This window comes from Mesorhizobium sp. M7A.F.Ca.AU.001.01.1.1 (genome assembly GCF_004022735.1).
In the GTDB taxonomy this organism is placed as follows: domain Bacteria; phylum Pseudomonadota; class Alphaproteobacteria; order Rhizobiales; family Rhizobiaceae; genus Mesorhizobium; species Mesorhizobium ciceri.
The window spans coordinates 1-532 of record NZ_RZPF01001334.1; the positions used below are offsets into that span (position 1 = coordinate 1).

At 59.8% G+C, this 532-nt stretch carries 1 protein-coding gene; it reads left to right on the forward strand.

Features of this window, described 5'->3' with window-relative positions:
• Positions 1-315: 315 nt before the first annotated feature.
• Positions 316-532 (forward strand): ferredoxin family protein (locus EN884_RS38025; RefSeq protein ID WP_164895521.1); only part of this gene is annotated, 217 nt, incomplete at its 3' end.

The following is a 532-nucleotide window of genomic DNA, read 5'->3' on the forward strand; positions in this document are numbered from 1 at the left end:
GCCGGCGCCCCAGAGGCCGGCGACCTCATGCAGGGCTTCCTGTTTGCCGGGTTCAGTTTTGCTTCAAACACGTCGTTATCCTGGCAAGCGCCGCCTGTTTTTGGACGCCAGGCATCAATCTTCGCCGAGCAATCGGTCGGTCTGGCGACGTTCCTTCTTGGTCGGGCGGCCGCTGCCGGCCTCTGGGGCGCCGGCTGCCTGGAATTCCATTTCGAAACGCTGATGCCGACAGGAATGGCTGCCCTTGCAAGCAGCGGCCAAAGGCGTTACCTGACGGAAAAAGCCCAACAAAATGGGACGTCCCGGAGCCGACCGATGACCTATGTCGTGACCGACAATTGCATCAAATGCAAATACATGGACTGCATCGAGGTCTGTCCGGTCGATTGTTTCTACGAAGGCGAGAACATGCTCGTCATCCATCCCGACGAGTGCATCGACTGCGGTGTTTGCGAGCCGGAATGCCCGGCCGACGCGATCAAGCCCGACACCGAGCCCGGCCTCGACAAATGGCTGCAGGTCAATACCGAAT